The following is a 22,372-nucleotide window of genomic DNA, read 5'->3' on the forward strand; positions in this document are numbered from 1 at the left end:
AAAAACAATCACCCTCAAGCCCCAGCAGCACCCCGCCCCCCTTTATGCGCCAAAACACTATAAATGCACGGCAAAACAAACAACGTAAACAAAGTCCCCACCGACATCCCGGTAGCAATCACCATCCCGATATCAAACCGGCTGACCGCCCCGGCCCCGGTTGCCAAAATCAAGGGCACCATGCCGAACACCATGGCCGCCGTGGTCATCAGCACCGGCCGCAAGCGAATCGCGGCGGCTTCTTCGATCGCCTCGCGTACCCCAAGCCCCCGCTCGTCCCGTAGCTGGTTGGCAAACTCGACAATGAGAATCCCATGCTTGGTAATCAACCCGATCAGTGTCACCAACCCTACCTGGGTATAGATGTTCATGCTCGAGACCCCAAGGAACAGCGGCAAGAGCGCCCCGCAGATGGACAACGGCACGGTCACCAGAATCACCAGCGGATCGCGGAAGCTCTCGAACTGCGCCGCCAGCACCAGGAAGATGATCGCCAGCGCCAGGCCGAAGGTCACCCACAACGCGCTGCCCTCCTGGACGAACTGCCGCGCTGTCCCGGCATAGTCCAGCGAAAAACCTTCCGGCGCCTCCTCGCGGGCGATGGCGCGCACGGTATCCAGTGCTTCACCCATGCTCACCAGCGGAACGCCCTGGATGATCGCCGAGTTCAGCTGCTGGAACTGGTTGAGCTGTCGCGGTCGGGCGCGGTCGCTCAGGGTGATCAAGGTCGATAATGGCAACAGCTGGCCTTGCTCGTTCTTCACGTAATAGCTGTTCAGCCAGCCGGGGTTGGCGCGGTAGGGCCGTTCGACCTGGGCGATGACCTTGTAGCTGCGGCCCTCCAGCGTGAAGCGGTTGATCTCGGCCTCGCCCAGCAAGGTCGCCAGGGTGCTGCCCAGAGTGTCCATCGACACCCCCATCTGCGCCGCCTTGGCGCGGTCGATGTCGATCACTACCTCGGGTTTGTCGAAGGCCAGGTCGATGTCGAGGAAGGCGAACTTGCCCGAGGCCTGGGCGCGCTCCTTGACCCGTTGCGCCACCTCTAGCAGCGCCGGGTAGTCACCGGCGGTGTTGATCACCAACTGGAACGGCAGGCCCTCGCCGGTGCCGGGCAGCGACGGCAGGTTGAAACCGAAGATCTGCAGGCCGCCGATCTGTTCGAGTTCGGCCTGTACCAACGGCAACAGCTGCATCTGCGTGCGCTCGCGTTCGTTCCAGGGCTTGAGCAGGAAGCCGCCGATACCGCTCTGCACACCGTTGAAACCATTGATCTGGAATGACGAGTAGTACTCGGGGAAACCTTTGAAGATCGGCGTGAACTGGTCGGTATAGGCGTTGAGGTAGTCCAGGTTCGCGGTCTGCGGCGAACTGCTCATCATGAAGATCACCCCCTGGTCCTCCTCCGGGGCCAGCTCGTTGCGGGTGAACATCAGCAGCACCGGGATCAGGCACAGGATGAGCACGGCGAACACCAGCACCACCGGGCGGCTGTTCAGCGTGCCGTGCAGCAGGCGCTGGTAGCGCACCTTGAGCGCGTCGAAGATCAGGTCCAGGCGGTGGGCCAGGCCACTGGGGTTTTGTTCGTGGCGCAGCAGCAAGGCGCACATCATCGGGGAGAGGGTGAGCGCGACGATGCCGGAGATGACCACGGCACCGGCCAGGGTCAGGGCGAACTCCTTGAACAGGGCGCCGGTCAGCCCGGTAAGAAAGCCGATGGGAGCGTACACAGCTGCCAATGTGATAGTCATCGACACGACCGGCAGGGCGATCTCGCGGGCACCCTCCAGGGCCGCTTCGAAAGGCGTCTTGCCTTCCTCGATATGACGGTGGATGTTTTCCACCACGACGATGGCGTCATCCACCACCAGGCCGATGGCCAGTACCATCGCCAGCAGGGTCAGCAGGTTCAGCGAGTAGCCCATCATCTGCATGAAAAACAGTACGCCGATCATCGACAGCGGAATGGTCACCACCGGGATCACCACCGAACGCAGGGCGCCGAGGAACAGGAACACCACGACGATGACGATCAGTACCGCTTCGCCGAGGGTCTTGATCACCTCGTCGATAGAGGCCTGTATGAACAGGGTGGCGTCGTAGGCGATAGACACTTTGAGGCCGGAGGGCAGTGCTTCCTCGAGCTGCGGCATGATCCGCCGCACCTCCTTGATCACCTCCAGCGGGTTGGCTGCCGGCGTGGCCTTGATGCCGATGTACACCGATGGCGTGCCGTCGAACGAGCTGACCGTGTCGTAGTTCTCCGCACCCATTTCCACCCGGGCCACGTCGCCCAGCAGCACCCGGCTGTCGCCGCTGGTCTTCACCGGCAGTGCGGCGAAGGCTTCGGCCGACTTGAGCTCGGTGGTGGCGTTGATGCTGGTGACCACGTACTCGCCCTTCACTTCGCCGGCCGCAGAGAGGAAGTTGTAGCGGCGCACGGCGTTGGTCACGTCTACCGCCGACAGGCCGAAGCCGGCCAGCTTCACCGGGTCGATCCAGATGCGCATGGCGAACACCTGGTTGCCGAGGATCTCGGCCTCGGCCATGCCCGGCAACGTGGCCAGCTTGGGCTGGATGACCCGTGACAGGTAGTCGGTGATCTGTGGGTTGCTCATTTCCTTGCTGTAGAAGCTGATGTACATCAGTGCCGAGGCGTCGGCGGCCTCCTTGCTCAGTACCGGATCCTCGGAGTCCTGGGGCAGCTTGTTGCGCACCTCGTTGGCCTTGGCCAGCAACTGGGTGAACAGGCGGTCGGTGTCGGCGCCGATCCGCGCGTAGACCGAAATGATCGAGAAGTTCTGCCGGCTCACCGAGGTCATGTAGTCGATGCCGTCGGCGCTGGCCAGGCTCTGCTGCAGCGGCTGGGTGATGTAGCCCTGGATGGTCTCGGCGTTGGCCCCTGGGTAGGCGGTGGTCACCGTGATCAGGGCGTTTTCCATCTGTGGGTACTGGCGGATCTGCAGCTTGCTCCAGGCCTGCAGGCCCAGCAGCAGGATCAGCAGGCTGACCACGCAGGCCAGCACCGGGCGGCGGATGAACGGGTCGGTGAACGCCATGGCCGCCTCCCGTTCACTGCGCGCCGGGCGCGGTGGGTTTCAGGGGCGTATCGGTGCTGATTCGGATCGCCGCGCCTGGGCTCAGCTTGAGCTGGCCGGCGGTGACGACCTGGTCGCCGGCCTGCAGGCCCTTGAGCACCACGACCCAACCCTCGCGGCGTTCGCCGGTCTGTACGGTGAGTTGTTCGGCGACCAGTTGCGGCTGATCGTTGGCATCGCGCAACGGCTGGCCGTCCTCGCCCTTTTTCGGGCTGACGCGATACACCGAGTTGCCATAGAGGGTATAGGTGATGGCGTTTTCCGGCACCACGACCTGCGGTTGCGGGTCGGGCAGCAGCAGTTGCAGGCTGGCGAACATGCCCGGCAGCAGCTTGCCTTCGGGGTTGGCCAGGGTGGCGCGGACCAGCAGGTTGCGCGTGCTTTCCTCGACCTTGGGGTTGATCGCGCTGAGGCTGGCGGGGAAGGTCTGCTGCGGATAGGCCGCCACCTGGGCCAGCACCCGTTGGCCCAGGCTCAGACGAGGCAGCGCTTGCTCAGGCACGTTGAAGTCGACATAGAGGCTGGACAGGTCCTGCAAGGTGGCGATGACCGTGCCGCTGGGCAGGTAGGCACCGACGTCCACCTGGCGGATGCCGATGGTGCCGCTGAACGGGGCGCTGATGCTCTTTTTTGCCAGCGATGCCTTCAGCTGGTCGACCACGGCCTGGTTGCGCCGGTACTGGCTGGTCAGGCGGTCGTACTCGCCGCGGGAGATCGCCGAATCGCCGACCAATTGGCTGCCCCGGCCGAAGTCGACCTTGGCCAGCCCCAGGTCGGCCTGGGCGGTGCCGAGCAGGGCGGTTTCCTGGTCGCTGTCCAGTTGCAGCAGCAACTGGCCCGCCTTGACCTGTTGCCCCGACTCGAAATGCAGCGACTTCACCGTGCCGGCCACTTCCAGGCTCAATTCCACGCCCTGGTAGGCCTTGAGGCTGCCGACTGCCGGCAGGCGCTCCTGCCACTGGCGCAGCTCGGCCTGGGCCGCGGCCACGCTGACCGGGGGCCTGGGCTGCGAGAACATCTGCACTTGCTGGTAGATGGAAAAGGCCTTGATGCCCCCCAGGATCAACACGATCAGCAGGACGACGGCCAACATGATCAGCATGCGGCGGCGCAACATGGTCCGGTTCCCTGGAGGTAGGTTTTTATTTATCGGGCACGACCACGGGCGATCCGCTCCACGGGCGATGGGGCAAGTATTGTCGGTTTTCTGGAAAAGGGGAGGAGATAGATTGCCTGTTGTGGCCTCATCGCCGGCAAGCCGGCTTGTGTCTTGAAAGGCTCTTAGACTGAAGGGGTGAGAGCGGTGGATGGCAGACTGCAACCCGGCGGTGCCCTAGAGCACGTGTGGGAGCATAGTCGCCATCCACCCCTCACTCTGACCTGAAGCCCGAACAGTTGGATGAGGTGCGAGCTCGAAATCACAAGCGTGGGATAGGTCAGAGCGCTCTCACTTCCCAGTGTAAGAGGGCTTGGCCATGATTTCCTGTTTCGTTGGTATCGATGTTTCGAAGGCGACCCTGGACGTGGGGTTCTGGCCTGAACTTTCCAAGCCATTCCAGCTGAGGAATGACCCTGAGGGGATTGCCCAGCTGATTGCCTGCTTGAACGAGCTTGAGGTCGAGCGGATCGTGCTCGAGGCTACGGGGGGCTATGAGAAAGCGGTTTTCAAGGCGTTACGCATCGCTGATTTGGATGTCGTTCGCGTCAACCCCAAACGCTCTCATGACTATGCCCAAGCAATTGGTCAACTGGCCAAAACCGACAGGATCGATGCCTTGATGCTGGCCAAGTTCGCCCAGCATCTTGCATCTCCCTCAAAGATCGAGCCCAGTCAGGCACGTGATGAGCTGAGCGAGCTGGTCAAGCTACGGGATCAGATCGTTGAGCATCGCGACGATGACAGGCGTCGAATCAAGCAAGCGACTTCCCCTGTAGCAATCACCTTCTTCACTGAGCACATTGCGTCTCTCAACGCTCAGATCAAGGCATTGGATAAACACCTTGCGCAGGCCTCAAAGGCGCTGAACAGCGAGAAAGCCAAGCACTTGGCATCAGTCAAAGGCGTAGGCCTGATTACGACTGCCAAGCTGATGGCCTATTTGCCCGAACTGGGCACGCTGAGCGGACGGAAGATCACCGCCCTGGTGGGGCTGGCGCCCTATAACAAGGACAGTGGGAGCAAGAGCGGCCCACGCAAGATCGAGGGCGGGCGCTACAAAGTTCGTGGCGTTATCTACATGGCGGCTTGGGTGATGATCAGGCACGTCCCTGAGTTCAAGACCCGGTATGACGCACTGGTAGCGCGTGGTAAGCGCCCCAAAGTAGCCGTGGTGGCTTGCATGCGCGTGTTGCTGGTGCGGCTGAATGCCATGCTGAGGGACGGTACGCCATGGAAGGACCATAAAACCCAGGCGCCCGCAGCCTGATCTCTCGGGGGTATTGCCGATAGCGGGGCTTCGCCAGCGACTCCATCTGCAGGGTGTCGCTGGCGAAGCTATGTCTGAAAGGATCGTTCTAAAAAAATCCCCTCAAGACAGTTGCTCCCACAGGAGGGTGTTGCTGGTGTGGGAGCCGGCTTGCCGGCGATGGGGCCGGTGCAGGCAATAGAACGATCAGACCAGATGCAGGTGGTTGTCCCAGAACCCGGACGGCAGGTCCATCGGTTGCCCGATCAACTGCGCCTTGCGGCAGTCATAGAAGCGGCAGCGGCCCTGCCCGGAGGTGACGATGAAGCCGTCCTTCACCGCCCCCACCCCGGCGCAATCGGGCATCGGCGCGTCGAGCTTCACTGCGCCGCTGTCCAGGTCCCAGATGAACAGGCGGTTGGCCCGCGGCGCGGTCAGCGCCACCAGGCGCAGGTCGCTGTGGATGGCGACACTGGCGGTGTACTGGGCCATCGATTGCAGCTGGCGCTCCGGCACCGGGAAGGCCTTGAACGGCTCGCCTGGGCGCTTGATCGCCAGCAGTTCGGCGGTTTCTTCCGAGCCCCCCATGAACTGCTGGCAGGCGGCGATGGTGCCATCGTCGCCAACTGCCAGGTGACGCACGCTGTTCATCTGTTGGGCCAGGGTCTCCTTGCTTAGCAGCGTGCCGTCACGCTGCATCAGCACCAGGCTCGGCTCCATGGCGTCGAGGTTCATCTCTACCCGGCTTTCGGCCTCGGTGCGGATGCCGCCGTTGGCCACCACCAGGGTCTCGCCATCGGGTAGCCAGGCCACTTCATGGGGGCCGATGCCATGGGTGGAGAGTTCGCCACTGTGCACCAGGCGCTCGCCCTCGAAGCGGTAGACGCCCAATACGCCACGGCCCGGGTCGCTGGTGTCGTTCTCGGTCGCATACAGCCACTCGCCACCCTTGTGGATTACCGCATGGCCATAGAAGTGCCGGTTGGGCTGTGAGGCGAGGGTCTGCAGCAGGCGCCCGTCACGCAGGTCGACCAGATAGCTCTCGGTGCCGGGCCGGCGGGCGACGAACAAGGCGATCGGCAGCGTCGGGTGGTTGATGATCGCATGGCAACGCTGGGTCACCTGGGTGCTGAACACCTGGGTGCCGTCCAGGCGAAAGCCGACGGCGTAGTGCTTGCCGTCGCCGTCGTCGCGGGCCGACAGCAGCAACGGTTCGCTGCCTTTGCCGCGGAACAGGCTCCAGCCACCCAGGGTCAGGGCGCTGAGCAGAACGCTACCGAGTTTCAGGGCCTGGCGTCGCAGCATGATCAGTCACCGTCGTTGGCGTTGAAGCCCAGCTGGATATTCAGCGCCTTGGCCAGCTCGCCTTCGTGCAGGCGGTGGACGACGTTGAGGGCATCGTAGATCTGGTTGAGGGTCTGCTTGCCAGCGTCGTCGGCCAGCAGTTCGCCGAGGGTCTTCTGGTTGTCGGCCAGCAGCTTGAGCGCAGCAGCATAGGCATCGTCGATCTTCTGTGCCAGTGCCGTCTGGTCCTTGCCCAACAGGCCGCGCAGGCCTTGATTGTCGACCCCGACCCAGACGGTCTGGGCGGCCTTGAGCGAGGCTTCCAGGCTCTTGATCGAGGAGTGGCTGCGCCAGGCCTCGGCCTGCAACGGTTGGGCAATGCCCTTGCTCTGCCGGCCCATCGGCGCGCCAAGTTTCTTCTTCAGGCTGTCCAGGGCGGTGACCTGGGCACGCAGCACGTCGGCGATCGCCTCGTGGGAGTCGGCGTAGCGCTGGTTGGGGAACTTGGTCATCTGCGACAGCATGCCGTCGGTGCTGTTCCAGCCTTTGAGGATCTCTTCGGCCAAGGCCTTCTGGTGTTCGCCGATGGCGACCAGCAGCGGGCAGTAGCGGGCCTTCTGTTCGGCACTGGCGATGTCCGGCTTGCTGTCGAACAGGATGTATTCGTAGGCGGACAGGCCACGGACCACGACGCTGGCCTTGCCCAGCGATTCGACGGTGACCGCCTGCTCGCCGTTGACCAGTTGCTCGACCTGGCGGCCGACCAGGTTCTTCTTGTCTGGCCAGAACTGCACCTGCCAGGCACGGTTGCCTTCGGCCAGCGGGCCGACCAGCAACGGTTGCAACTCGGCCCAGGCTTTTTGCGCGGTGAGGAAGTCGGCGCGGGCGGTCTCGAGGTCCTGCTTGCCCTCGCAGTAGGCCAGGGCGCTGGCGGCCAGTTGCCGGTCGGCCTCGACCCAGCGGCTGTAGGTCGGCAGGATCACCTGCTTGGCGATGGCCGCGGAGGTCACTGCCTGTGGGTCTTGTGGCGAGCAGGCGCCCAAGGCGAGTGCGGCGAGGCTGGTGAACAACAGTTTGGGTCGGAACATGCCCGGCTCCTTGTGCGTTTAAAGTGAATTCAGGAAGGCCAGCAGCGCGGCGCGCTGCTCGGCATTGAAGGTCAGTACATGATCGCGCGCCGCCTGGGCTTCGCCGCCGTGCCAGAGCACGGCCTCGAGCAGGTTGCGGGCGCGGCCGTCATGCAGGAACTGGCTGTGGCCGCTCACGGTTTCGCTCAGGCCGATGCCCCACAGCGGTGGGGTGCGCCAGTCCTGGCCGTTGGCGGCAAATTCGGTGCGCTCGTCACTCAGGCCCGGGCCCATGTCGTGCAGCAGCAGGTCGCTGTAGGGGCGGATCACCTGGTTGGCCAGTTCCGGCTCGGCCGCATTGGTTGCGGTGGTGAACTGCGGGGTGTGGCAGCCCTGGCAACCGGCCTGGTAGAACAGGTTCTTGCCGGCCAGTACCTGCGGCGCATCGACGTTGCGCCGGGCCGGCACGGCAAGGTTGCGGGTGTAGAAGGTGACCAGGCGCAGGATATTGTCACTGACCTCCTTTTCGCCGCCCTGGCCATCGCCATTGGGCGCAGTCAGGCAATCGACCTGCGCTGCGGTGCAGTCGTCCTTGGGCAACAGGGTGGTGGTCAGGCCCATGTCGCCGGCGAAGGCGTGCACGTTCTGCTGGTTGATGTTGGGCTGCCCTGCCTTCCAACCGAAGCGGCCGATCATGGTCTTGCCCTGGGCATCGTCCCACACTCGGTTGGCGCGGCCACGGATGCCGTCGCGGTTGTGGTCGTCCGGGTCCTCATTAGCCAGCAGGTCGGCTTCGGGGATGGCCTCGAGCAGGCCCAGGCCGATCATCGGCGGGGCGACCCGGGCGGAGAAGCGGGTGTCCGGGTGCAGCGGGCCGTAGCCGAGCTGGCTGATCCGCAGGGTCGGGCGGCGCAGCTCGACCTGGTGGCCGTCCGCGAAGGCGACGCTGTGGTTGTCGTAGGTTACGCGGACCTTGCCTTCCGGGGCCACGCCGGGGATGGCCATGTCCTGCAACTGGGTACCGTAGACGGGCTCTGGGACCACGCCCAGGCGCTCGATCACCTGGGCGTAGTACGGCTGGTCAGGGATCGACAGGCGCACCAGCATCGATACCGCGTTGCTGTCGTCTGGCTCCGGCGGATGGCCGCGACCATCGCGCACGTGGCAGTTCTGGCAGGCGTTGGTGTTGAACAACGGGCCGAGGCCATCGCGGGCAGTGGTGGTGGAAGGGGCGATCACCCAGGGGTTGCGGAAGAAGCTGTTGCCCACGGCGAAGTCCAGGCGTCGTTCGGGCGTGAGATTGGCCGAGGGCAGCGAGTAGGCGTTGCGATCGCTGCGCTGCACCGTCGCCTTGCCGCCCGAGAGCGCCTCGCCGGGCTCGGCCTGGGTGAAACGCGGGGCGTCGTCACAGGCGGCGAGGGCGAAGGCCAGCAGCAGGGGGCTTAGGCGGAGCACGGACATCGAGGATCCTGGGCATGGGCGAAAAACCGGCGTGCAAGCTTATCAGGCCGGGGGTGATTGAATAAGAGCAATTTGCAATTGCCAGATGAAATTGGCTTTACCTGGAAATGTCCGCGCCCGTCCATTTCGCTTCCGGAGGCGCATGACACGGAAATGAAAAAGGCGGCCCGAAGGCCGCCTCTGCTGAACCGCGACGCTGATCAGAATTCGTGATCGGCGGTGTCCGGGTTCAGGTTGTCGATGCCCAGCTTGCCCGCGGCCTGCTCGATCGCGCCGGTCTGCTTGACCAGGGAGGCGATGGCATCACGCACGATCTGGTTGCCGGCGGCATTGTCGGCGGCGATCAGTTGGTCGTAGTGCTCGCCCTTGAGCGCGTGGTCGACGATCACCTGGATCTTGGCTTCGGTGGCTTCCAGGTCGGCTTTGAGGGTGGCGTCGGTGGCGGGATCGGCCTTGGCCACCAGCGACGACAGGCTCGGGCCGCTCAGCTTGCTGCCGTCGACACGGGTATATTCGCCCAAGTAGACGTTGCGGATGCCCTTGGCGTCGTAGAAGTGCGAGTAGTGGGTGTTGTCGCTGAAGCAGTCGTGTTCGTCTTCCGGCGAGTTGGCCTCCAGCGAGACCTTCATGCGCTCGCCCGCCAGTTCGCCCAGCGACAGGCTGCCCATGCCGAACAGCATCTTGCGCAGGCCATCGTTGGCCGGCTCTTTTTCCAGGCTGGCGCGGTAGTTGTCGGCGACGTTCGGCGCCCAGTTGCCGACCATTTCCTCGAGGTCCTTGACCAGCAGGTCGGTGGCCGCTTTCAGGTAGGCACGACGACGGTCGTTGTGCCCGCCGGTGGCACCTTTGCCTTCGAGGTAGTCGGAGGCCGGGCGGTTGCCCGCGCCTGGGCCGGTGCCGTTGAGGTCCTGGCCCCAGAGCAGAAATTCGATGGCGTGGTAGCCGGTGGCAACGTTGGCTTCGGAGCCGCCCAGCTCGTTCAGGCTGGCCAGCTTCTCGGGGGTGATGTCCTTGACGTCGATCTTGTCTTCGCCCACCTGGATCTCGGTGTTGGCGATGATGTTGGCGTTGGCCGCCGGGTTGCCCAGGGCGTGCTCGTAGCTCTTGTCGGTGTAGTCGATCAGGCCTTCATCCAGGGGCCAGGCGTTCACCTGGCCTTCCCAGTCATCGATGATGGTGTTGCCGAAGCGGAATACTTCGCTCTGCAGGTACGGTACGCGCGAGGCGACCCAGGCGTCCCGGGCGGCTTTGAGGGTCTGGTCGTCAGGCTTGGCGAGGAAGGCGTCGACGGCGGTCTGCAACTGCTTGGCGGTGCTCAGCGAGTCGCTGTACACGGCATGGACCATCTCGGCGTAGTGCTTGACCACGGCCTTGGCGGCGGCTTCATCGACAGCCCCTGGTGCCGCGGTGGTGGTGGCAGCGGCAGGTGCCTGGGCTTGCGGTGCGGCGGCCTTGTCGTCCTTGCCTTCGCCGCAACCGGCGAGGGCGATGGCGATGGCCAGCAGACTGGCGGAGGCCAGAGGCATTCGAATCATTATTGGTTTCCTGCGTCGTGTGGTTGGACCATGGGTGGACCGTGCGCCGTGGCACGCGAAACCGCAACATCATGCGAAAGATTTGCATTTGCTGTAAAGGGGCGGGCGCGCATTTCATGCAAACGCCCGTTTGCGCGGCTTCACCCAGGTTGGCGGTGGTTACAACGCGGAAACCTGGTTGCGTTGCGCCTGCTTGAGGAAGTTGGTCAGTTCACGCGCGGAAAGCGGTTTGCTGTAGTGGTAGCCCTGACCCTCATGGCAGCCCTGGGCGATGATGTAGGTCTCCTGTTCGGCGGTTTCCACGCCTTCGGCGATCACCTGCATGCCCAGGCTCTTGCCCAGCTGGATGATGGCGCGAACGATGGTGGCGTCGTCATCGTCGTCGAGCAGGTCCTGGACGAAGCTCTTGTCGATCTTGATCTTGTCCAGCGGCAGCGACTTCAGGTAGCTGAGCGAGGAGTAACCGGTGCCGAAGTCGTCGATGGCGATCAAGGCCCCGGAGCGGCGCAGGCTCAGCAAGTGTTGGGCGGCGGTGCTGATGTCTTCCATCAGACCGGTCTCGGTGACTTCCAGCTCCAGGCTGCGCGGTGGCAGGCGGTAGGCCTGCAGCAGGTTGTTGACCACCCGCGGCAGCTCGTTGTGGTGCAACTGCACAGTGGACAGGTTCACCGCCATGCGCAGTTCGCTGAAGCCCTGGTCGTGCCATTCGCGCAACTGCCGGCAGGCCTGGTCGAGCACCCACTCGCCGATGCTGATGATGCTGCCGTTCTGCTCGGCCAGGGGGATGAACTGGTCGGGCGGGACCATGCCCAGCTCCGGGTGCTGCCAGCGTAGCAACGCTTCGACGCCGACCACGCGGTGGTCGCGATAGCTGATCTGCGGTTGGTACACCAGGTACAGCTGGTTGCGCGGCAGGGCTTCGCGCAGGTCCTTTTCCAGCTCGCGGCGGCGGCGCATCTCGCTGTCGACGCTGGCGATGTAGAACTGGTAGCGGTTGCGCGAGCGGGCCTTGGCCAGGGTCATGGTCTGCTCGGCCTTTTGCAACAGCTTCTCGGTGCTGTCGCCGTCCTCGGGGAACAGGGTGATGCCGATGGTGGCGCGCAGGCGGATTTGCTGGTGGTCGAGGTCGAAGGGTGCCTCGAGGTCGTCGAGGATGCTCTGGGCCAACTCGGCGGCTTCGTAGGGCTGCTCTATATTGGCCTGGACCAGGGCGAACTGGTCGCCGCCCAATCGCGCCAGGGCGCCGAGGCGGCCGCTGTGCGCGCGCAGGCGGTCGGCCAGGGCCAGCAGCAGCTGGTCGCCGACCTGGTAGCTGAACTGCTCGTTGATGCCTTTGAAGTCGTCCAGACCCACGCACAGCACGGCGACGCGGCGCTGCAGGCGGCCACCGTCGACGAGGATCTTGTCCAGTTGCTGTTGCAGTTGCTGGCGATTGGGCAGGCCGGTGAGGAAGTCGTACTGGGCCATGCGCTGCAGGCTGTTCTCGGCCTCGTGGCGCAGGTGGGTGTTGCGTTCGATGGAGGCCAGCAACTGGTTGGCGGTGTTGACCCAGATGCCCAGCTCGTTGCGCTCGTGCCCCTTGAGCAGGGGGATCTGGTGCTGGCTGGGGCGGTCGGGGTTGATTTGCGTCAGGTGCTCAATGATCTTCGACAGCGGCTTGGTCAACAGCCAGTGGTACACCAGGTACAGCACCAGGCCCATGGCCAGGGCGCGCAGCACGCCGGAGATGAAGATGATCACCGCGTTGACCAGGAAACCCTCGCCATAGGCGCAGGTGTCGAGGGTGATGCTCAGGTCGCCGTAGTATTCACTGTAGGGACCGCGGCCGACCAGTTGCGTGGTGTAGGTGCGCTCCTGGCCGAGGATCAGGTCGGTCAGCCAGCGCATGGACATGTCCTGCAGTGGCCGGGATTTTTCCGCGAGCATGGTTTCGTTGGGGTGGCCGATGGAGGCCATGCGTACCGAGCCGTCCTGGAACAGGCCTTCCATCACCTGCATGCCCATTTCCCGGTCGAGGCTGTACACCGCCTGCGTCGAGGGGTCGCGGAACATGTCGAGGATGCGCTGGGCGTCGTTGTTCACGGACTGGCGGGTTTTGTAGGCGTCATAGACGATCTGCGCACAGCTGAGTACGACGCCGACAGCCAATGCCGAGAGCAGTACGACCCTCAGCAACTTGACCGATAAGCTGTTTCGGAATTCCAGCTTCAATGGGGTTTCCTTAATCCATGCGCATGCCATTATTTTGCCATCAACCATGGCGAGAGACTATCGACCCCATACCCCGTCAGGCAACCTGTCCGTCGACGGCATTGCCCTTGACTCTGTATCGGTCGAGCGGTCATGCGACTTGAGTGCGCTGCGTCAACTTTCCAGAAGGTTGATGTTAGCGCGCTATGCGGGCTGAGCAAGAGCGCGAAGATGGGTTGCAAGCAATTCTGTCAGGTCTGCCCTTGCAGGAGGCGAACACATTTCCCCAGGCAATAAAAAACCCGGCGCCGGGCCGGGTCTTTTGAATTCAAGGCGAGCAATCAGGCCTTGAAGGTCTTACCTTCGAACTGCTCGGCAACGAACTTCCAGTTGACCAGGTTCCAGAACGCCTCGACGTACTTCGGACGCAGGTTGCGGTAGTCGATGTAGTAGGCGTGTTCCCAGACGTCGCAGGTCAGCAGCGGGGTGTCGCCGCTGGTCAGCGGGCAGCCGGCGCCGATGGTGCTGGCCAGGGCCAGGGAACCGTCAGCCTTCTTCACCAGCCAGCCCCAGCCGGAACCAAAGGTGCCGACCGAAGTCTTGGTGAACTCTTCCTTGAACTTGTCGAAGGAACCGAAGGCAGCGGTGATGGCGTCAGCCAGGGCACCGGTCGGTTGGCCACCGCCGTTTGGCGACAGGCAGTTCCAGTAGAAGGTGTGGTTCCAGACTTGGGCTGCGTTGTTGAAGATGCCGCCCGAAGAGCTCTTGACGATCTCTTCCAGGGTCTTGCCTTCGAATTCGGTGCCTGGGACCAGGTTGTTCAGGTTCACGACATAGGTGTTGTGGTGCTTGTCGTGGTGAAACTCCAGGGTTTCCTTGGAGATGTGCGGCTGCAGGGCATCGTGGGCGTACGGCAGCGGCGGCAATTCAAAAGCCATGGTGGATCTCCTGATTCAGGTCTGTTTGCGGTATGCGCAAGGCCGATCACGGGCGGCCCGGTGAGCGTCGGCGAGTTTGTACTCTTTGCGACGCAAGGGCTGGATCATAGCACCGGCCTCGGCGCTTAACCACGCAACATCTATAGGGAATAGAGGTTCCAGAGCGGTTGGCTGGGGCCGACAGGTGGGCTGCATGACTGTCGCGGCTCAGCGTGGGATACCCGGTTTTTTCGCGGCGTCAGTTGAAGATCAACTGCGCCGCCACCGCGAACATCATTACCGCCACCATCAGGTCCAGCATGCGCCAGGTCGCCGGGCGCGCCAGCCATGGCGCCAGCCAGGCGGCGCCGATCGCCAGGGTCGAGAACCATACCAGCGAGGCACTGGCGGCGCCGGCCACGTAGGCGCCGGGCACGGTCTGCTGGGCGCCGAGGGAGCCGATCAGCAACACGGTATCGAGGTAGACGTGCGGGTTGAGCAGGGTCACCGCCAGGGCGCTGAGCAACACTGCGCGGCGCGAACGCATGCCCTGGCCTTCCTGATGCTGCAGGCTCTGTTTAGAGCAAGCGCTGCGCAGGGCCTTGGCGCCGTACCAGATCAGGAACAGCGCACCGCCCCAGCGGGCCACGGCCAGTAGTGTTGGGTTGTGCGCCAGCACCGTGGCCAGGCCGAATACCCCGGCGGCGACCAGCAGCGCATCGCAGACGATGCACAATGCGGCTACGGGCAGGTGGTGTTCACGGCGCAGACTTTGTGCCAGGACGAAGGCGTTCTGCGCGCCGATGGCCATGATCAGGCCGAAGGCCACCAGCATGCCGTTGAGATAGCTTTGCCACATAGCGGGAACACTCCACTGACGCCGATGCACGATCGGCGCGGGTTGCCAAGAAAGATGTGGCTATTGTGGCGGCTGTGGCGCTATAAGAAAAACAAATAGAGCTGATCAGTCATTAGAGAAATCGATGTTCGATTACAAACTGCTCGCTGCCCTCGCCGCAGTGATCGAGCAAGGTGGTTTCGAGCGCGCGGCCCAGGTGTTGGGGTTGTCGCAATCGGCCATCTCGCAACGCATCAAGCTGCTTGAAGCACGGGTTGGCCAGCCAGTGCTGGTGCGCGCCACGCCACCGAGCCCGACCGAAGTCGGGCGCCAGTTGCTCAACCATGTGCAGCAGGTGCGCCTGCTCGAGCGCGACCTGCAACGCCAGGTGCCGGCACTGGACGAGGAAGGCATGCCCGAGCGCCTGCGTATCGCCCTTAACGCCGACAGCCTGGCGACCTGGTGGGCGGGGGCGGTAGGCCCGTTCTGCGCCGCGCAGCAGGTGCTGCTCGACCTGGTGGTCGAGGATCAGGAGGTCGGTCTCAAGCGCATGCGCGCCGGCGAAGTGGCGGCCTGCCTATGTGGCAGCGAACGGCCGGTGGCCGGGGCGCGCAGCCTGCCGTTGGGCTCGATGCGCTATCGGGCGCTGGCCAGTCCCGCGTTCATGGCGCGTTACTTTCCCCAGGGGTTCGCGGTCGAGCGCCTGGCCCGTGCCCCGGCGGTCGTGTTCGGGCCGGACGATTTCCTGCAGCATCGCTACCTGGCGTCGTTGGGTGTGCAGGAGGGCTTCCTGCATCACCTGTGCCCCTCGTCCGAAGGTTTCATGCGCATGACCGAGGCTGGTCTTGGCTGGGGGCTGGTGCCGGAACGGCAGGTGATCAAGCAACTGGCGCGTGGCGAACTGGTGGAAATCTGTCCAGATACACCCATCGATGTGCCGTTGTACTGGCATCATTGGCGCAACGGCGGGCAGTTGCTCGCCCAGTTGACCGAGCACCTGCGCCATTCGGCGCGGGCCTGGCTGGTGCCCTTGTAGGCACTTCAAGCGTCAGCTGCATCCGAAATAGGGCAAGGCGGAGTCTTACATGCGAATTCTGGTCACCGGCGCGAGCGGCTTCATCGGCGGGCGCTTTGCGCGCTTCGCCTTGGAGCAAGGCCTTGAGGTGCGGGTCAACGGTCGGCGGGCGGAGGGCGTTGAGCATCTGGTCAAACGCGGGGCGCAGTTCATCCCCGGCGACCTGGGTGATGCCGAACTGGCCCGGCGCCTGTGCCAGGGGATGGACGCGGTGGTGCATTGTGCGGGAGCGGTGGGCACCTGGGGACGCTACCAGGACTTCCACCAGGGCAATGTGGTGCTCACCGAGAACGTGGTCGAGGGCTGTATCAAGGAGCATGTACGGCGCCTGGTGCACCTGTCGTCGCCGTCGATCTACTTCACCGGCCGCTCGCGCCTGGACATCCGCGAAGACCAGGTCCCACGCCGCTTCCACGACCACTACGCGCTGACCAAGCACCTGGCCGAGCAGAAGGTGTTCGGCGCCCAGGAGTTCGGCCTGGAGGTGCTGGCGTTGCGGCCGCGCTTCGTCACCGGGGCCGGCGACGCGAGCATCTTCCCACGGCTGATGCGCATGCAGGCCAAGGGGCGTGTGGCGATCATCGGCAATGGCCTGAACAAGGTCGATTTCACCAGTGTGCACAACCTCAACGAGGCACTGCTCAGCGCACTGTTCGTCGAGGACCAGGCCTTGGGCCAGGCCTACAACATCAGCAACGGCCAGCCGCTGCCGCTGTGGGATGTGGTCAACTACGTGATGCGCCGCATGCAGCTGCCCCAGGTCACCCGCTATCGCTCACCCGGCCTGGCCTACAGCCTGGCGGCGCTCAACGAAGGCGCCTGCCTGCTCTGGCCCGGGCGCCCGCAGCCGACCCTGAGCCGCACCGCAGTGCAGGTGATGAGCACGGATTTCACCCTCGATATCAGCCGCGCGCGCCAGTATCTGGACTACCGGCCCGGCACCGATGTGTGGTCGGCGCTGGATGAATTCTGCAACTGGTGGCAGGCACAACCCGGGCAACGCTGAACCTGTGGGTGGGATGATGGTCATCAGTGCGCCGCCCTGGCGGTTTATACTCATGCCTCTTTGCTACTACCGCGGTTGAATGCACCCATGCGTAACGACGCCCATGAAGATTTTGACGACGTGCCCTCCTTGCGTGCCGGCACTCCCGATGACGACGAACTGCTGCCCGCCCATGTCGCCCGCAGCCGCCAGAAGGCGGCACGGCCGCGCAGCAATGGCCCGCTGTGGACGTTGCTGGGCGCCGCTTTCATCGCCCTGGCCGGGCTTGGCTGGTGGAGCTTCCAGCAGCTCGCGCTGATGGAGCAGCAACTGGTCGCGACTCAGGAAAGCTTTGCCCGTATCAGTGAAGAGGCCGCCGGCCGCCTGCAGGTGATCAGCGGCAAGGTCGACGCCAGTGAATCCAGCAACAGTACGGGCAGCGAGGCATTGAAGTTGCAGATTCGCCAGTTGCAGGCTTCCCTGGCCGAGCAGGGCAAGCAGCAGCTGGGCGTTGCCGGCCAGGCGGGAGACCTGGGCAAGCGCCTTGAGCAGGTGCTGGCCGATACCCGTGAACAGCAGAAGGTGGTCACCGAACTGCAAAGCCAGTTGCAGGCGCAACTCAAGGCCGTCAATGCCGAGCTGGCTGCGCTCAAGTCGGGGCAGGTGGACGGCGGTAAGCTCGATGGCCAGCTAAAGAGCTTGAGCAACGACGTGGCGGCGCTGAAGAAACAGGGCAACCCGAGTGCCGCCATCGAGAGCCTGGAGCAAGATATGCTGGTGCTCAAGAGCCAGGTGGACAATCGCCCGACAGCCTCTGCAGGCGGAGCTTCGGTGCAGGAGTTCGATGCCTTCCGCGGGCAGACGACCCGCAATATCAACACCCTGCAGAGCCAGATCCAGAACTTGCAACAGCAGATCAATGCCCGCCCTTGAGCCGAGCATGAATGTGGCACCTGGTACTTCGATCGGGTGCCATTGCCTCTGATCTTGCCTGTTTCCCGCGCCTGCAGCATCCCCTTCGGCAGACCCCGCCCCGTCCGTACCTGGCATTTTTGTCAGGTGTAGAGCTGGCGGGAGTTTGTTACATCTACAGCACGACGACGGCAGCCGTTTCCTTCCTTGATCCTGTTTCCATCACTCGTTGGCAAGTGCCTTGTGTCGTGACGAACTCGTTGCCCCGTATCCGCAAGGGTGCAGGGCCGCGTTCCTAGTAGAATCAATTAGGAAGAAGGCCATGAACAAGCCTGTACCCAAACAACTTAGCGGCCAATTGCTGCGGCCCGCGGGTAAACGCTCCAGAGTGTTGTTTCCACAGGGTGGAGTGTTGGACTTCAAGGACCTGATTGTCGAGGGTCTGGTTGAGGACGGCGTGGACAATCCTGCTGAACTCTTGCCGGTGGCGGATCATGACAAACCGTTGAACGTGAGGGTGCCCAACTGGGATGCGGCCGAGGAAGGTATGGTCATCGCGCTGTATGTGAACGGTGACGAAGAACTTGAAGGTATGGGCGGGGCCTGGCATTCGATCACGGCGACGGAAGCGGCAAATCCCCTTCACGAGTTTCCACTGGCGTTACCGAGTACATACTGGGATTTCGTTGCAAAGGGCGAGGATCGCACCTTCCAGGTGGGTTACTCGGTCCGACCAGAGTTTTCAGGTGAATACGAAAGAGGGCCCAATCGGGTCATCCGTATCGACAAATTGGCGCCAGGCGGCAACCCTGGAACCCTCGCCAGGCTATCGTTTGCTGCGGAGATCGAGGCCAGGAAGCGCATCCTGATAACGGACTTTGTCTCGGACATGCTCACGGTTCATGTCAGGGGCTATCTGGCGCAGAAGCAGGGTGACCAGATCATGGTGACCATGAACGACGGCACCACCTCATTGTCGGTTGGCCCTTTCTCCGTCACCAGCAGTAGTGACGCCACGCCTGTGGCGTTGCCGCTGGCCGAGCTACAAAAGCTCAATGACAATACCCTGATCACATTCACCTACACGTCGCAGGATCGGGCAGGGAATCTCTCGGTCGTTTCCGTGCCGCATAACACCCTCGAGTTACTGCTACGGGATATTCCGGTCGTTTTGCCAACACCTGAAGTGCCAGGATTTGATCAGCCGGGCGATCCGCTGATCCTCGACCAAGATGCCCGTGCGGGCATCAGGCTGGTGGTTCCCACGGTCACCGGGGCTCGTATCGCAGACAAGGTCTTCGTGCTTTGGGGAACGCAGCGTTCGGATGAACATGAAGTCATCGTGGTGCGGCCATCGCCAAACCCATTGTTGGAGCTAGATTTGCTTTATCCGCTGACCAGCGCTGGGCCGCAGACAGGTGCCGTGGCGGTCAGCTATGAACTGTGGCGCGACGGCTTCAAGATCGGCGACGCGACGTCCCCGGCGACTGTGAATGTCGACCTGCGACTGCCGGGGGGGCCCGATCCCGATCCGGAACTGCCAGGGCATGGCAATCTGAAATTGGCCACCATCGTCGGCGATGACTCCGGGCAGACGGATGACCTGACACCCGAGGATGTCGGCGCAGGTGCGCAAGTGACCATCCCCTGGTTCGCCGTGGGCGGTAGTGAACTGTTGCAGGAGGACGATAAACTCCAACTGATCTGGGGCGCACAGCCCCCCCACGCACTTGCTCCCGTGAGCGCTGCCGAGGCGGCTGCCAAGGTCGACATCACCCGCCCGGCTCTCCCGACCGTGTTGGCCAGCGAGCCCAGCGGCACGGTACAGATGGCCTATACCGTGACCCGGGTGTTCGGTGCGAACGGCGAGGAAAACACTGCGCTTTCGCCATCCAAGCCTGTTGCCGTCTTGCGCGGGCAAGATCTACCGGGAGAGGGCACTGCACTCAAGGAACTCGAGTTCACCGACCTCAATCGGTTTGGCGCAATCGACATCGAAAAGGCGCAACGACCTTTACCGGTGAGAATCGAGCTTTATGACAACGTGGTCCCGGGCGACGAAATTGTGATCCATCTCAGGGCAGTCGACAGTCAGCGTCCGTCTGGCGGAAACCCGATCAGGGCTGCTGAAGAAGACCTCCCATTCATCAGAATCGAACAGCATCACATAGACGAGGGTGAACTCACCTACGAGATCGCACGTCGATGGGCGTTTATTGTCTGCACTGGCTCGGCCACCGTCGAGTACACGGCGACGAATAAGTTTGGGCCGGTGAAGGCCGGTCACAAGCGTGTAGTCGTCACGGTAAAAAACCCCAGAGAGGAAACATGCCCGTTGCCTTGAAGTGAAAGTGTCCTGGCGATTCGCCAGGGCACTGTTTCTTCACATTCCATGGTTGTCTGTAGGCACCTTGACTGGCAGAGGATGACGCATGAGCACCTTCAATGAAGGGATAAAGGGCACGCTTGAATTCAAAGCACTCGAAGTCGATGCGCTGTTGGATGACGGTTACGATGAGGTCCCCGAACTGTTACCGGGCGACAGGCTGGGCGATGACCTGCAGGTGATCGTCCCGTGGTGGCCGGAAATTGTGGTTGATAACCACATAGCGTTGGTCTGGAACGAAAAGATTCTCGAAGACGAAGAGGGCGCTTATCACTTTGTCGAGCAGTCTGAGGCGGAGGATGAGAATCATAAGTTCGAACTCACCCTGCCAGCGTCCTTTTGGCGTTCGGTGGGGGAGGGGGAAGAACGGCGGTTCAGCCTGGGCTACGCTGTTCGCCCCTACATGAGTGAGGTCTGGGAGCTTGGTCCAGAGCGGATTGTTCGCATAGACAGGCTGGCCCCTGGGGGGGAGGAGGGGGCCTTGGGGAAGATGGTGTTCCCCAAGGCATTGGAGGACAGGGGCGTCATCCTTGAGTCCGATTTCGAGCAGGGCGTGCTCTGGGCCACGATCAGTGGTTATTTGCATCAGGCGCGGGGTGACATGATCACGGTCAGTATGACCGATGGCATTGAACGAGTCAGCGCGGGGCCGTTCACCGTGGACAGCGAGAGTGGGGCTACCCCCATCGCATTGCCCCAGGCCCTGTTGCAGACATTGGTTGGCGGAATTCCTATCTCTTTTACCTACCAGGTACTGGACCGGGCAGGTAATGAGTCCGCCCTGTCCCTGGTTCATGACAGCCTGGTGCTCGAGGTCGTCCAGCCCCTGCCTGCGCCGCGAGTGGCGGATGCAGACGAGGCGGGCAATCTTGACTTCAGCCTGCTTGGAGATGCCGACGTTCTTGTTTATCTGGACCCCGACGACCGTTGGGTAGCCGGGCAGGCGGTGACGCTGGTCTGGGTGGGCATGACCGCCAATGGCAGCCGTCTGGCGCCTGTGATCAAGCACGGCCAATTGAAGGCTGATGGCGTTGAGTTTTCTTTGGAGAACGCCCATGCGGCAGCGGTTTTACAGGGGGATGCACACCTTGTCTATCGCATTGAAGAAAGTGGACTCGGCTCCGATCCACGGGTGATCTCCATTATCGGCTCCCTCGAACTTGAAGCTCCTAAGGTGGATGAGGCAGCGGAGGGTGCGCTCGATCCCGAGGATGTTCCGCCGCAGGGCGCGACGATACGGATCAAGGCCTACCCCCACATGGCCAGGGGTGATCAGCTCCAGCTGGAGTGGAATGGCATGTCCGCTGCTGGAGATCCTCATGATCTTTGCTGGACCCTCGATGTTCAACACGTGGGTGACCTTGAGCAACGGGTCGGGAAGGACGAGGTCGAGGTCCTCGTCGGGGGGCGGGTCACCTTGTTCCATACGCTGACTGCAGTGGGCGGCGCCCTCTCCGGTTCCGCGAATCGTGATCTGCGGGTAGGGCGTGTTGCTTTCCCGCGCCCCGAAGTAGAAAAGGCGTTCGGCGATGACAAAGACCAGTTGGACTTCAACCGCGACTTCGTCGGGGCCAGCCATGTGAAGGTCACGGTGCGCCAGTATGCCGGCATGGACGGGGACCAGGTCGCGATCGTGCTGGCAGTGCCGGGCATTGACTACCAGTCACCCTGGAAGGACGTCGTCGGGTCAGCGAATCTGGTGTTTGAGGTACCCGCTGGCGTGGTGATGCATGGGATCGGACATAAGGTGCCGATAAGCTACAGGATCCTGCGCGATGATCAGGAGGAAACCTCGAATGTGCTGGAGCTGAACATTCAGGAACAGCTGTTGGATATGCAGGCTCCCAGATACATGTCCTTTGGCGGCGAGGAACCGAAGTTCATCGTGCGCTATCCCGAGGTCAAGAGCACCGATCAGGTCGACATTCACTGGCAGGTTGAAGGGGGACCGTCCAGGAATGCAACGGCGGCGGTGTATCAGGACGCCAGCTACTGGCTTGTGCTTATCGAGCCGGGTTGGGTTGACGCAGATGAAGGAAAGACGGTTTACGCCAACTATTCCGTTGTTCCGAAGGTGGGTGAAAAGCGGCAGTTTTCGCCTGTTCATGTATTCAAGCCGTAGTTACGGCTCAGCCCCAGCATATCCCACATTCCATGCGCTATGGCGAGACGGAAAGCAGTGTTCTTCCGGCGCGCTAACAGAAAAATCTTACAGAAGATTT

At 62.8% G+C, this 22,372-nt stretch carries 15 protein-coding genes; 6 read left to right on the plus strand and 9 right to left on the minus strand.

Features of this window, described 5'->3' with window-relative positions:
• Positions 1-14 precede the first annotated feature (14 nt).
• On the minus strand, positions 15-3,056 hold the full coding sequence (locus ACZ9C1_RS23770) for a multidrug efflux RND transporter permease subunit (protein WP_457377978.1): 3,042 nt from the start codon (positions 3,054-3,056) through the stop codon (positions 15-17).
• Positions 3,057-3,069: 13 nt separating this feature from the next.
• Positions 3,070-4,212: an efflux RND transporter periplasmic adaptor subunit gene (locus ACZ9C1_RS23775; RefSeq protein ID WP_277503001.1), complete on the minus strand. Its 1,143-nt coding sequence runs from the start codon at positions 4,210-4,212 to the stop codon at positions 3,070-3,072.
• A gap of 358 nt (positions 4,213-4,570) precedes the next feature.
• Here ACZ9C1_RS23775 and ACZ9C1_RS23780 point away from each other — a divergent pair, with 358 nt between their 5' ends.
• Complete coding sequence (locus ACZ9C1_RS23780; RefSeq protein ID WP_111533460.1) at positions 4,571-5,521, plus strand: IS110 family transposase; 951 nt, start codon at positions 4,571-4,573, stop codon at positions 5,519-5,521.
• 186 nt (positions 5,522-5,707) lie between these two features.
• On the opposite strand, the gene ACZ9C1_RS23785 is transcribed toward ACZ9C1_RS23780, so the two are convergent.
• The 7 genes from ACZ9C1_RS23785 to ACZ9C1_RS23815 form a co-directional block, all read right to left on the minus strand.
• Positions 5,708-6,805, minus strand: coding sequence for a DUF1513 domain-containing protein (locus tag ACZ9C1_RS23785; RefSeq protein WP_277503002.1), 1,098 nt, complete (start codon positions 6,803-6,805; stop codon positions 5,708-5,710).
• 2 nt (positions 6,806-6,807) lie between these two features.
• Positions 6,808-7,872: an imelysin family protein gene (locus tag ACZ9C1_RS23790; RefSeq protein ID WP_110697558.1), complete on the minus strand. Its 1,065-nt coding sequence runs from the start codon at positions 7,870-7,872 to the stop codon at positions 6,808-6,810.
• 18 nt (positions 7,873-7,890) lie between these two features.
• On the minus strand, positions 7,891-9,312 hold the full coding sequence (locus ACZ9C1_RS23795) for a di-heme oxidoreductase family protein (protein ID WP_476254433.1): 1,422 nt from the start codon (positions 9,310-9,312) through the stop codon (positions 7,891-7,893).
• Between the two features lie 200 nt (positions 9,313-9,512).
• On the minus strand, positions 9,513-10,847 hold the full coding sequence (locus tag ACZ9C1_RS23800) for an imelysin family protein (protein WP_277503004.1): 1,335 nt from the start codon (positions 10,845-10,847) through the stop codon (positions 9,513-9,515).
• Between the two features lie 159 nt (positions 10,848-11,006).
• Positions 11,007-13,058 carry a putative bifunctional diguanylate cyclase/phosphodiesterase gene (locus ACZ9C1_RS23805; RefSeq protein ID WP_102682811.1) on the minus strand — a complete coding sequence of 684 codons (2,052 nt, stop codon included), beginning with the start codon at positions 13,056-13,058 and terminating at the stop codon, positions 11,007-11,009.
• Between the two features lie 320 nt (positions 13,059-13,378).
• Entirely contained in the window at positions 13,379-13,975 is a 597-nt protein-coding gene (locus ACZ9C1_RS23810) for a superoxide dismutase (RefSeq protein WP_102682810.1), read from the minus strand.
• A gap of 238 nt (positions 13,976-14,213) precedes the next feature.
• The gene (locus tag ACZ9C1_RS23815) at positions 14,214-14,813 is read right to left on the minus strand and encodes a LysE/ArgO family amino acid transporter (protein WP_038705505.1); all 600 of its coding nucleotides are present in this window, start codon (positions 14,811-14,813) and stop codon (positions 14,214-14,216) included.
• A 124-nt stretch (positions 14,814-14,937) separates the two neighbouring features.
• On the opposite strand from ACZ9C1_RS23815, the gene ACZ9C1_RS23820 reads away from it, so the two are divergent.
• The 5 genes from ACZ9C1_RS23820 to ACZ9C1_RS23840 all read left to right on the plus strand — a co-directional run bounded on the left by ACZ9C1_RS23820 (position 14,938) and on the right by ACZ9C1_RS23840 (position 22,272).
• The gene (locus ACZ9C1_RS23820; RefSeq protein ID WP_277503006.1) at positions 14,938-15,828 is read left to right on the plus strand and encodes a LysR family transcriptional regulator ArgP; all 891 of its coding nucleotides are present in this window, start codon (positions 14,938-14,940) and stop codon (positions 15,826-15,828) included.
• Positions 15,829-15,877: 49 nt separating this feature from the next.
• Entirely contained in the window at positions 15,878-16,873 is a 996-nt protein-coding gene (locus ACZ9C1_RS23825; protein WP_457377982.1) for an NAD-dependent epimerase/dehydratase family protein, read from the plus strand.
• An 87-nt stretch (positions 16,874-16,960) separates the two neighbouring features.
• A complete protein-coding gene (locus ACZ9C1_RS23830) occupies positions 16,961-17,785 on the plus strand; it encodes an ATPase (protein ID WP_476254434.1) in 825 nt (274 codons plus the stop codon).
• Positions 17,786-18,086: 301 nt separating this feature from the next.
• The gene (locus ACZ9C1_RS23835; protein WP_476254435.1) at positions 18,087-20,108 is read left to right on the plus strand and encodes a hypothetical protein; all 2,022 of its coding nucleotides are present in this window, start codon (positions 18,087-18,089) and stop codon (positions 20,106-20,108) included.
• Positions 20,109-20,196: 88 nt separating this feature from the next.
• Entirely contained in the window at positions 20,197-22,272 is a 2,076-nt protein-coding gene (locus tag ACZ9C1_RS23840; protein ID WP_277503012.1) for a hypothetical protein, read from the plus strand.
• Positions 22,273-22,372 lie beyond the last annotated feature (100 nt).

The organism is Pseudomonas sp. TE21435, assembly GCF_056279265.1.

What these genes read in the sequence shown, in the direction of transcription:
- ACZ9C1_RS23820 (WP_277503006.1), top strand. Translation starts at nt 14,938, where the DNA reads ATGTTCGATTACAAACTGCTCGCTGCCCTCGCCGCAGTGATCGAGCAA.
- ACZ9C1_RS23780 (WP_111533460.1), top strand. Translation starts at nt 4,571, where the DNA reads ATGATTTCCTGTTTCGTTGGTATCGATGTTTCGAAGGCGACCCTGGAC.
- ACZ9C1_RS23790 (WP_110697558.1), bottom strand. Translation starts at nt 7,872, where the DNA reads ATGTTCCGACCCAAACTGTTGTTCACCAGCCTCGCCGCACTCGCCTTG.
- ACZ9C1_RS23830 (WP_476254434.1), top strand. Translation starts at nt 16,961, where the DNA reads ATGCGTAACGACGCCCATGAAGATTTTGACGACGTGCCCTCCTTGCGT.
- ACZ9C1_RS23775 (WP_277503001.1), bottom strand. Translation starts at nt 4,212, where the DNA reads ATGTTGCGCCGCCGCATGCTGATCATGTTGGCCGTCGTCCTGCTGATC.
- ACZ9C1_RS23785 (WP_277503002.1), bottom strand. Translation starts at nt 6,805, where the DNA reads ATGCTGCGACGCCAGGCCCTGAAACTCGGTAGCGTTCTGCTCAGCGCC.
- ACZ9C1_RS23840 (WP_277503012.1), top strand. Translation starts at nt 20,197, where the DNA reads ATGAGCACCTTCAATGAAGGGATAAAGGGCACGCTTGAATTCAAAGCA.
- ACZ9C1_RS23800 (WP_277503004.1), bottom strand. Translation starts at nt 10,847, where the DNA reads ATGATTCGAATGCCTCTGGCCTCCGCCAGTCTGCTGGCCATCGCCATC.
- ACZ9C1_RS23835 (WP_476254435.1), top strand. Translation starts at nt 18,087, where the DNA reads ATGAACAAGCCTGTACCCAAACAACTTAGCGGCCAATTGCTGCGGCCC.
- ACZ9C1_RS23815 (WP_038705505.1), bottom strand. Translation starts at nt 14,813, where the DNA reads ATGTGGCAAAGCTATCTCAACGGCATGCTGGTGGCCTTCGGCCTGATC.
- ACZ9C1_RS23795 (WP_476254433.1), bottom strand. Translation starts at nt 9,312, where the DNA reads ATGTCCGTGCTCCGCCTAAGCCCCCTGCTGCTGGCCTTCGCCCTCGCC.
- ACZ9C1_RS23825 (WP_457377982.1), top strand. Translation starts at nt 15,878, where the DNA reads ATGCGAATTCTGGTCACCGGCGCGAGCGGCTTCATCGGCGGGCGCTTT.
- ACZ9C1_RS23770 (WP_457377978.1), bottom strand. Translation starts at nt 3,056, where the DNA reads ATGGCGTTCACCGACCCGTTCATCCGCCGCCCGGTGCTGGCCTGCGTG.
- ACZ9C1_RS23810 (WP_102682810.1), bottom strand. Translation starts at nt 13,975, where the DNA reads ATGGCTTTTGAATTGCCGCCGCTGCCGTACGCCCACGATGCCCTGCAG.